We start from the raw sequence: 9,101 nt of genomic DNA, 5'->3' as shown, positions 1-9,101 counted from the left end.
GAGCCGGCGCCGCCCGCGCCCGCCGCGATGTCGCTCGACCAGCAGGCCGAGAAGCAGGCGGGCGAGGGTGCGCCGCTGCAGCGCTACCTCGCGATCCGCCAGGACCTCAACGTCGAGGTCGCGCCCGACCAGCTCGCCGAATCCTGGGGCAAGGTGCGCGACCTCTGCGGCACCCTGCGCTGCGAGCTGCTGTCGTCCTCGCTGCTGCGCGAGACGCCGCAGCAGGCCGGCAACGCCACGCTCGAGATGCGCGTGGAGCCGGCCGACGTCGAGAAGCTGCTGGCCGGCCTCGCGGGCGTGGCGAAGGTGGTGGCGCACAACACCGCGAGCGAGGACAAGACCGCCGAGGTGATCGACGTCGAGGCGCGCATCAAGAACCGCACCGAGTTCCGCGACAGCCTGCGCGTCATGCTGCGCGACACCACCACCAAGCGCACCATGGCCGACCTGCTGCAGATCCAGCGCACGCTGGCCGACACCCAGGCCGAGCTCGATGCCTCGGCGACGCAGCGCAAGGTGCTGCAGCAGCAGACCAGCAAGCAGCACATCCAGATCCAGTTCACCACCGTGCGCGCGCTGGTCGGCGGCGGCGAGAGCTACAACCCGATGACGCAGGCCCTGCGCAACGCGGGCCGCGTGCTGGCCGAGAGCGTGGGCAGCCTGATCACCTTCGTGGCGGCGGTGCTGCCGTGGCTGCTGTTGCTGGTGCCCGTGCTGTGGGGCGTGCGCCGGCTGTGGCTGCGCCGGCGCCAGGCCAGGGCCGCCTGAGGCGGCGGCACCGGCGCGAGGGAAGCGAGGGTGGGCGGGCGGCCGTTCAGCCGACCACCACTTCGCTGATCTGCATCACCGGCGCGATGTCGGTGTAGTTCCTCACATCGCCGAGGATCTCCTTGGCATGCGGGCCGAAGGCGCCCTGGAAGGCCTCGACGGAATCGCAGAACACGTGGCACATGCCGATGTAGGTGGGCTTGGCGCCGGGTGCGCCGCCGGCCAGGCCCTTGTCGATGGTGTAGGACTTGCAGGCATCGCCCATGCGCGCCTTCAACAGGGGCATGTGCTTGTCGCGGTAGTAGTCGTGGTCGAAGCGGGCGCCTTCGGTGTAGGGGTACATCACACTGACTTTGATCATGGGTAGGGTCTCCGGATTGAACGATCGAGCATAGGAGATGGCGCATGGGCACACAAGGCGTGGGCTGTCGCCATCGGTACGACCCCTGGACCCACTGAGTGACGCAACCATGACACCCGAACTGCAGGCCCTGAAGGACAAGACCCTCGCGAGCATGGTCGACTACATGCGCAACGACGAGGAAGACGCGGACCACGATCCCGAATTCGACCCCGGCTACACGCAGGCCGAGGTCGACCGCTGCGCCGAGATCGTCGACGAGTACCTCGCGACGCTGGCGGCGATCGACGAGGCCTCGGAGGCGAAGCGCGACGCCGCGATCCTCGCGGCCGTCGAGCGCGTGGTGCTGCAGCTCAACCGCCTCAACGAGGACAGCGAGGGCAGCCTGATCGAGACCGACCAGCGCGAGGATCTGTGCGAGCTGATCATCGCGGCCGCGAGCCATGCGGGCCTGGAAACCGAGGGCGAGGACATCACCGAGGAATGGCGCGAGTGGTGAGGAGGGCCGCCTCGGCGACCGCCGCCGTCGCCGTGGGCCTCTAAGATTCGCCCATGCGAATCACCGTCTACCTCACCGACAACCGTCCCGACCCCTGGATCGAAGGCCTGAAGGCCGAACTGCCCGACGCCGAGATCGAGGCCTGGCGCCCCGGCGCGCCGCAGGCCGACCATGCGGTCGTGTGGGCGCCGCCGCAGCAGTTCATCGACGAGCAGCCCGCGCTGCGCGGCATCTTCAACATCGGCGCCGGCGTCGACGCGCTGCTCAAGCTCCGGATTCCAACCGGCACGCGCATCGTGCGGCTCGACGACGCGGGCATGTCGGTGCAGATGGCCGAGTACGTGTGCCACACGTTGATCCGTCACTTCCGCGAGTTCGATGCCTACGAGGCCGATGCGCGCGAAGGCAAGTGGAGCTACCGCCGGCCCAAGGCGCGCAGCGACTTCCCGGTCGGCATCATGGGCCTGGGCGTGCTCGGCGAACGGGTCGCGAAGGCGGTGGCGCAGTTCGAGTTCCCGGTGCTGGGCTGGAGCCGCTCGCCCAAGCAGATCGAGGGCGTGCGTGTGTTCAGCGGCGAGGCGCAGTTCGACGAGTTCCTGTCGTCCACGCGCGTGCTGGTCAACCTGCTGCCGCTGACCGAGGCCACGCGCGGCATCCTCAACCGCGAAACGCTCGGCAAGCTGCGGCCCGAGGGCTACCTGATCAGCATCGCGCGCGGCGCGCACCTGGTCGAGGACGACCTGATCCCGCTGATCGATGGCGGCCAGCTCGCGGGCGCCACGCTCGACGTGTTCCAGGTCGAGCCGCTGCCGGCCGACCATGCCTTCTGGCGCCATCCCAAGATCGTCGTGACCCCGCACGGCTCGGCGCGCACGCTGCGCGAGGAATCGATCGCGCAGATCGCCGGGAAGATCCGCGCGATGGAGCAGGGGCTGCCGGTCGCGGGCGTGGTCGACCCGGTGCGCGGCTACTGAGCCAACGCGTCCTTCCGTCGCCCGCCGGAATGCGCCGCGGGCAGGGGAAACCCTGAAACAATAGTTTTTCACAAGTATGAAAATCTTTTCATGACTGTGAAAACTGCCTTCCGGGTGATCGAGATCGTCGAGCTCTTCGCCCGCGAGAAGCAGCCGCTCGCGCTCTCGGAGATGGCGCGCCTGCTCGACATGCCGGTGTCGAGCTGCCTGGGCCTGATCCGCACGCTCGAGGAGCAGGGCTACATGTACGAGACCGGCCGGCGCCAGGGCTACTACCCGACCGGCCGGCTGCTCGCGATGGCGCAGGTCATCGCGGCCCACGACCCGGTGCTCGACCGCGTGAAGGCCACGCTCGAGGAGCTGCGCGACGCGGCGCGCGAGACGGTGGTGTTCGGCAAGTTCCGCGACGCGGGCCAGGTGGTCTACCTCGAGGTGCTGAGCGCGCCGCAGAGCATCCGCTACACGGCCGAGTCGGGCGAGACGCGCCCGGTCTACGCCAACTCCATCGGCCGCGCGCTGCTGTCCACGCTGGCGCCCGACGCGCGCCGCCTGCTGCTCGAGGGCATGGCGCTGGCACCGCTGACCGAGGCCACGCTGACCACGGTCGAGGCGATCGAGGCCGAGCTGCAGCGCTCGGCCACGCGCGGCTGGTACGGCAACCTCGGCGAGAGCATTCCCGACCTGATCGGCCTGGCCTGGCCGCTGCGCATCGGCGGCGAGGCCTATGCGATCTCGGTCGCCGGCCCGCGCTACCGCATGGAGGCGCGCATCGAGGAGATCGCCGCGATGCTGCGCTCGGCCTGCCTCGCGATCGAACCCAAGACGGAGAACCCCCGATGACGACCGCCACCGCCCCCCGCTATTTCGTGCGCGAAGCCGAGATCGAGGGCTACCACCCCGCCAACCACACGGGCACGCTCAACAAGCGGCTGATCGGCCCCGAGACCGTGGGCGCGAAGCAGCTCGAAGTGCTGGTGGGCCACATCCAGAAGGGCAAGGGCGCGCTGCCGCATGCGCACCCGGGCATCGAGCAGGTCTGCTACCTGCTCGAGGGCCGTGCAGTGGCCGAGGTCGGCGGTCAGCGGCAGGAGCTGCACCCGGGCGACAGCTGTTTCTTTCCGGCCGACGCGATGCACACCTTCACGGTGGTGAGCGACGAGCCGGTACGCGTGCTGGTGATCTACAGCCCGCCCTACGAGGAATCGCCGGAGCGCGTGATCCGGCCCTGACCACAACCACCCGGAGACAACCACCATGCAGACGAAGAACGCGACAGAACCGGTCGCGGTGGCGCAGCGCCGCCGTTTCATTGCCATCGGCGCCGCCGCCGGCCTCGTGGGCGCCGCGCCCTGGGCCTTCGCGCAGGACGGCTATCCGAAGCAGCCGATCAAGATGATCGTGCCCTTCGCGGCCGGCAGCGGCACCGACGCGGTGGCGCGCATCACGGCGCAGATGCTCGGCGAGGCGCTCAAGGGCTCGGTGATCGTCGACAACCGCGCGGGCGCCAACGGCGTGATCGCGGCCGAACTCGTGGCCAAGGCCCCGCCCGACGGCTACACGCTGTTCATGACCACCAACACCACGCACTCGGCCAACCCGAGCCTGATGAAGTCGCTGCCCTACGACCCGGTGAAGGACTTCGCGCCCGTGAGCCGCATGGGCAACCTGCCGTTCATGCTGGTGGTCAACAACGAGCTGCCCGTGAAGAACGTGGCCGAGCTGCTGGCCTGGGGCCGCGCGCATCCGGGCAAGCTCAGCTACGCGAGCGGCAACAGCACCGGCATCGTGAGCGGCGCCACGCTCTCGCGCATGAGCGGCGTGCCGATGCTGCACGTGCCCTACAAGAGCACGCCGCCGGCCATCGCCGACCTGATCGGCGGGCAGGTGTCGATGATGGTGGTCGACCTCGCGGCCGGCCTGGCGACGGTGAAGGCCGGCAAGATGCGCGCGATCGCGGTCACCACGCAGGAGCGCACCCAGCTCTTTCCCGAGCTGCCGCCGCTGGCCGACACGCCCGAGCTCAAGGGCTTCGACATCACCTCCTGGAACGGTGTGTTCGCGCCGGCCGGCACGCCGCGCGACGTGGTGCAGAAGCTCAACAAGGTGCTCGCGGCGATGGCCAACGGCGCGGCCTTCCGCGAGCGCGTGAGCAAGCTGGGCTTCGATGCCTTCGGCAGCACGCCCGAGGAACTGGGCGCGTTCACGGTGGCGGAACTCGCGAAGTGGAAGAAGCTGATCCAGGCCGCGGGGATCCAGCCCGAATGAGCGAGTCGCCCGCCGCCACCGGCCCGCTGCAGGGCATCCGCATCCTCGACCTCACGGCGGTGGTGATGGGGCCTTACGCCACGCAGACCCTCGGCGACCTCGGCGCCGACGTGATCAAGGTCGAGCCGCCCGGCGGCGACAACCTGCGCGCCGTCGGCCCGATGCGCCATGCGGGCATGGGCGCGATGGCGCTGCACCTCAACCGCAACAAGCGCTCGATCGTGCTCGACCTCAAGCAGCCCGAGGGCCGCGAAGCCTGCCTGCGGCTCGCGGCCGGCTGCGACGCGCTGATCTACAACACGCGGCCGCAGGCGATGGCGCGGCTCGGCCTGGGCTACGAGGCGGTGGCCGCCGTCAATCCGAAGATCGTCTACCTCGGCGCCTTCGGCTATGGAGAAGACGGCCCCTATGCCGGCAAGCCCGCCTACGACGACCTGATCCAGGGCGCGGCCGGCGTGGCCTCGCTGTTCGCGCAGCAAAGCGGCGGCGAGCCGCGCTACGCGCCCGTGACCCTGGCCGACCGCGCGGTGGGCCTGCAGGCCGCGATCGCGCTGCTCGCGGCGGTGCTGCATGCGCAGCGAACGGGTCGCGGCCAGGCGGTCGAGGTGCCGATGTTCGAGGCGCTGTCGCAGTTCGTGATGGGCGACCACCTCGGCGGCCACAGCTTCGAGCCGCCGCTGGGCCCCACCGGCTACGCGCGCCTGTTGGCCGTGCACCGCAAGCCCTACGCCACGGCCGACGGCCACCTCGGCGTGCTGATCTACAACGACAAGCACTGGCAGGCCTTCTTCGCATTGATCGGCCGGCCCGAGCTGCGCGACTCGCCGATGTTCGGCACCCACACCGCGCGCGCCGCGAACATCGGCGCGGTCTATGCGTTCGTGGCCGAGGTGATGGCCACGCGCGGCAGCGAGGAATGGATCGCGCTGCTCGAGGCGGCCGACATCCCGGTCGCGCGGCTGCACAGCACCGAGAGCCTGCTCGACGATCCGCACCTGCGTGCCGTCGGCTTCTTCCCCGAGCTCGACCATCCGAGCGAGGGCCGCATCCGCACGCTCGCGCCGGTCGGCCGCTACGGCGCCACGCCGGCCTCGATCCGCCGCCCGGCGCCGCGCATCGGCGAGCAGAGCGTGGAGCTGCTGCGCGAGGCCGGCTATGCCGAGGACGAGATCGACCGACTGCTCGCGCGCGGCGTCACCCTGCAACCGCAATCGCAACCGGATGTCGCGAAGGACAGCGAATGAATTTCTCCCTCGACGAAGACCAGCGCTCGCTGGTCGCGGCCATCGAACGGCTGTGCGAAGACTTCCCCGCCGAGTACTGGCGCGAGCACGACGACCGCGCGGAGTTTCCGCACGAGTTCCACCGCGCCGTGGCCGCGAGCGGTTGGCTCGGCATCGCCATGCCCGAGGCACAGGGCGGCGCGGGCCTGGGCATCACCGAGGCGGCGCTGATGATGCGCGCCATCAGCGCCTCGGGCGCGGGCATGTCGGGCGCGTCGTCGGTGCACATGAACATCTTCGGCCTCAATCCGGTGGTGGTGTTCGGCAGCGAGGCGCAGCGCCAGCGCTTCCTGCCGCCACTGATCGCGGGCCGCGAGAAGGCCTGCTTCGCCGTGACCGAGCCCGACGCGGGGCTCGACACCACGCGGCTGAAGACGCAGGCGCAGCGCCAGCCCGACGGCGGCTACCTGCTGCACGGGCGCAAGATCTGGATCTCGACCGCGCAGGTGGCCGACCGCATGCTGATCCTCGCGCGCACCACGCCGCTCGAGCAGGTGAAGAAGCCCACGCAGGGCCTCACGCTGTTCTACACCGCGCTCGACCGCGCCAAGGTCGAGGTGCGCGAGATCCACAAGCTGGGCCGCGCGGCGGTCGACTCGAACATGCTGTTCATCGACGGGCTCGAGGTGCCGGAGGAGGACCGCATCGGCGAGGAGGGCCGCGGCTTCGAGTACATCCTGCACGGGCTCAACCCCGAGCGCATCCTGATCGCGGCGGAAGCCATCGGCATCGGCCGCGCGGCACTGCGCATCGCCTCGCAGTACGCGCAGGAGCGCGTGGTGTTCGGCCGGCCGATCGGCCAGAACCAGGGCGTGGCGCATCCGCTCGCACGCGCCTGGGCCAACCTCGAGGCGGCCGACCTGATGATGCTCAAGGCCGCCACGCTCTACGACGCGGGCGAGCCCTGCGGCATCGAGGCCAATGCCGCCAAGTACCTCGCGGCCGAGGCCGCGCACGACGCCTGCCAGAACGCGGTGCTCACGCTCGGCGGCATGGGCTACGCGAAGGAATACCACGTCGAGCGGCTGCTGCGCGAGAGCTACATCCCGCGCATCGCCCCCGTGAGCCCGCAGATGATCCTGAACTTCATCGCCGAGAAGGCGCTCGGTCTGCCGAAGTCCTACTGAGCTCAGTCGACGCGGATGTTCTTCGCCTTCACGATGCGGCTGTAGATCTCCGCGTCGCGCCGCAGCGCGGCGGCCATCTCGGCCTGCGTGAGGCCCAGCGGCTCGCTGTTGAGTTCGCGGATGCGCTTCGCCAGATCGGGGTCCTTGCTGGCCTCGATCATCACGGCGTTGAAGCGCTGCTGGATCGCCGCCGGCGTCGCGGCCGGCGCCCACAGGCCGTGCCACGAGGTCATCGTGAGGCCCGGCACCACCTCGGCGAGCGTGGGCACCTCGGGCATGGCCGGATGCCGGCTCGGGCCCGAATAGGCCAGCGCCTGCACGCGGCCGCTGCTGATCAGCGGATAGCCGGTGGCGATCGGCTCCATCACCGTGTCGACCTGGCCGCCGATCACGTCGGCCACCGGGCTCGCGCGGTAGGGCACGTGCAGCATGTCGGTGCCGGTCTCGTCCTTGAGCCATTCCACGATCAGGTGCGAGGGGCTGCCCGCGCCGTAGGAGGCATGCGAGATCGAGCCCGGCTTCGCCTTCGCGGCGGCCAGCAGTTCCTTGATCGACTTCGCGGGCAGCTTCGGGCTCGCGATCAGCACCAGTCCCTGCCGCATCGTGGTGGCGACCGGCACCAGGTCCTTCTGCGGGTCGAAGGGCAGCTTGGCGTAGATGTAGGGGTTGATCGTGAACGCGGTCGAGAGGTTGTAGAGGAAGGTGTAGCCGTCGGGCGGCGCCTTGGCCACGGTGTCGGAGGCGAGGTTGCCGGCCGTGCCCGGCTTGTTGTCGATCACCACCGGCACGCCGAGCTGCTTGCCCATGTAGTCGCCGTAGAGCCGCGCGAAGATGTCCGGCGGCGTGCCGGGCGCGAAGCCCACCACGATGCGGATCGGCTTGCCGGGCCAGGCCGTGCCCTGGGCCAGGGCGAGGCTGCAGGCCAGGGCGAGGAAGAGGCCGGCCAGCCATTGGAATCGGGTACGCATGTCTGTCTCCTGTCGCGGGAGGTCCCGCTTTTTTTTAAATCGAACCGATCAATCGACCTGCGCGCCCGAGCGCTGCACCGCCTCGCCCCACTTGGCGATCTCGGTGCGCGCGAAGGCGTCGAGCTGGTCGGCATTCATCTCGGCCTGCTCGATGCCCTGCTGCGCGAGCTTCTCGCGCACCTCGGGCTGGGCCAGCACCTGGCGCGTGGCCTCGCGCAGCCGGTCGCGCTGCGCGGCGGGCATGCCGGCGGGCGCGTACAACATGAACCAGGCGACGAGGTCGAAATCCTTCACGCCCTGCTCCATCAGCGTGGGCACCTCGGGCGCGGCGGCGCTGCGCTTCGCGCCCGAGGCGCCGATCGCGCGCAGCTTGCCCGCGCGCACCTGCGGCAGCACCGCGGCCGGGTGATAGAACATGAACTGCACGTTGCCGGCCATCAGCTCGGTCATGGCCTGCGCGCCGTCGCGGTAGGGCACGTGCATGAAGCTCTTGCCGAGCCGCACGTTGAGCAGCTCGCCGGCCAGGTGGCCCGAGGTGCCGTTGCCGGCCGAGGCGAAGTTCACGTTGCCGCTCGCGTTGCCCAGGTCGGCCACGCGCTTCCACGGCGAGCCGGCGGGCACCACCAGCAGCGTGGGCGTGGCGCCGATGAAGCCCAGCGGCACGAAGTCGCGCAGCGGCTGGTAGCTCAGCCGCTTGTAGAGCGAGGGGTTGATGGCGTGCGTGCCCACCGTGCCCAGCAGCAGGGTCTGGCCGTCGGTGCCGGCGCGCGCGACCTGCTCGCTGCCGATGGCGCCGCCCGCGCCGGGCTTGTTCTCGACGATCGCGCCGGTGCCGAGCTGGCGGCCCAGCGCGTCG

At 70.2% G+C, this 9,101-nt stretch carries 11 protein-coding genes; 8 read left to right on the top strand and 3 right to left on the bottom strand.

All coding sequences use genetic code 11. The annotated features are described in order from the left end of the window. A partial coding sequence (locus AC27VN_RS23370; protein ID WP_490878053.1) for a DUF4349 domain-containing protein occupies positions 1 to 768 on the top strand: 768 nt, incomplete at its 5' end. Positions 769 to 814: 46 nt separating this feature from the next. Here the strand turns inward: AC27VN_RS23370 and AC27VN_RS23365 are convergent. After that, positions 815 to 1,129: an EthD family reductase gene (locus tag AC27VN_RS23365; RefSeq protein WP_093348197.1), complete on the bottom strand. Its 315-nt coding sequence runs from the start codon at positions 1,127 to 1,129 to the stop codon at positions 815 to 817. Positions 1,130 to 1,238: 109 nt separating this feature from the next. On the opposite strand from AC27VN_RS23365, the gene AC27VN_RS23360 reads away from it, so the two are divergent. The 7 genes from AC27VN_RS23360 (at position 1,239) to AC27VN_RS23330 (ending at position 7,277) form a co-directional block, all read left to right on the top strand. Continuing rightward, positions 1,239 to 1,628 carry a hypothetical protein gene (locus tag AC27VN_RS23360; protein ID WP_093348195.1) on the top strand — a complete coding sequence of 130 codons (390 nt, stop codon included), beginning with the start codon at positions 1,239 to 1,241 and terminating at the stop codon, positions 1,626 to 1,628. A 53-nt stretch (positions 1,629 to 1,681) separates the two neighbouring features. Continuing rightward, on the top strand, positions 1,682 to 2,602 hold the full coding sequence (locus AC27VN_RS23355) for a 2-hydroxyacid dehydrogenase (protein WP_203203009.1): 921 nt from the start codon (positions 1,682 to 1,684) through the stop codon (positions 2,600 to 2,602). A gap of 90 nt (positions 2,603 to 2,692) precedes the next feature. Continuing rightward, positions 2,693 to 3,442, top strand: a complete 750-nt coding sequence (locus tag AC27VN_RS23350; protein WP_490878052.1) for an IclR family transcriptional regulator — start codon at positions 2,693 to 2,695, stop codon at positions 3,440 to 3,442. Next, positions 3,439 to 3,831: a cupin domain-containing protein gene (locus AC27VN_RS23345; protein WP_208508661.1), complete on the top strand. Its 393-nt coding sequence runs from the start codon at positions 3,439 to 3,441 to the stop codon at positions 3,829 to 3,831. The genes AC27VN_RS23350 and AC27VN_RS23345 overlap by 4 nt, the downstream gene beginning before the upstream one ends. Positions 3,832 to 3,856: 25 nt before the next feature. After that, entirely contained in the window at positions 3,857 to 4,867 is a 1,011-nt protein-coding gene (locus tag AC27VN_RS23340; protein ID WP_057590711.1) for a Bug family tripartite tricarboxylate transporter substrate binding protein, read from the top strand. Further along, positions 4,864 to 6,111 carry a CaiB/BaiF CoA transferase family protein gene (locus AC27VN_RS23335; RefSeq protein WP_490878051.1) on the top strand — a complete coding sequence of 416 codons (1,248 nt, stop codon included), beginning with the start codon at positions 4,864 to 4,866 and terminating at the stop codon, positions 6,109 to 6,111. Before AC27VN_RS23340 ends, AC27VN_RS23335 begins: the two co-directional genes overlap by 4 nt. After that, a complete protein-coding gene (locus AC27VN_RS23330) occupies positions 6,108 to 7,277 on the top strand; it encodes an acyl-CoA dehydrogenase family protein (RefSeq protein ID WP_490878050.1) in 1,170 nt (389 codons plus the stop codon). Before AC27VN_RS23335 ends, AC27VN_RS23330 begins: the two co-directional genes overlap by 4 nt. Positions 7,278 to 7,279: 2 nt before the next feature. On the opposite strand, the gene AC27VN_RS23325 is transcribed toward AC27VN_RS23330, so the two are convergent. Both AC27VN_RS23325 and AC27VN_RS23320 read right to left on the bottom strand, forming a co-directional pair. Then, on the bottom strand, positions 7,280 to 8,245 hold the full coding sequence (locus tag AC27VN_RS23325) for a Bug family tripartite tricarboxylate transporter substrate binding protein (protein WP_296799627.1): 966 nt from the start codon (positions 8,243 to 8,245) through the stop codon (positions 7,280 to 7,282). 48 nt (positions 8,246 to 8,293) lie between these two features. Beyond that, positions 8,294 to 9,101: Bug family tripartite tricarboxylate transporter substrate binding protein (locus AC27VN_RS23320; RefSeq protein WP_490878049.1), on the bottom strand; the 808-nt coding region annotated here is incomplete at its 5' end.

Source organism: Variovorax sp. 20P10.2.4 (genome assembly GCF_058244205.1).
Note: the sequence above shows the minus strand (reverse complement) of the source record. Positions and strands in the feature narration are given on the sequence as shown.

Coding starts and splice junctions, on each gene's coding strand:
- AC27VN_RS23365 (WP_093348197.1), bottom strand. CDS start 1,129: ATGATCAAAGTCAGTGTGATGTACCCCTACACCGAAGGCGCCCGCTTC.
- AC27VN_RS23360 (WP_093348195.1), top strand. CDS start 1,239: ATGACACCCGAACTGCAGGCCCTGAAGGACAAGACCCTCGCGAGCATG.
- AC27VN_RS23355 (WP_203203009.1), top strand. CDS start 1,682: ATGCGAATCACCGTCTACCTCACCGACAACCGTCCCGACCCCTGGATC.
- AC27VN_RS23350 (WP_490878052.1), top strand. CDS start 2,693: ATGACTGTGAAAACTGCCTTCCGGGTGATCGAGATCGTCGAGCTCTTC.
- AC27VN_RS23345 (WP_208508661.1), top strand. CDS start 3,439: ATGACGACCGCCACCGCCCCCCGCTATTTCGTGCGCGAAGCCGAGATC.
- AC27VN_RS23340 (WP_057590711.1), top strand. CDS start 3,857: ATGCAGACGAAGAACGCGACAGAACCGGTCGCGGTGGCGCAGCGCCGC.
- AC27VN_RS23335 (WP_490878051.1), top strand. CDS start 4,864: ATGAGCGAGTCGCCCGCCGCCACCGGCCCGCTGCAGGGCATCCGCATC.
- AC27VN_RS23330 (WP_490878050.1), top strand. CDS start 6,108: ATGAATTTCTCCCTCGACGAAGACCAGCGCTCGCTGGTCGCGGCCATC.
- AC27VN_RS23325 (WP_296799627.1), bottom strand. CDS start 8,245: ATGCGTACCCGATTCCAATGGCTGGCCGGCCTCTTCCTCGCCCTGGCC.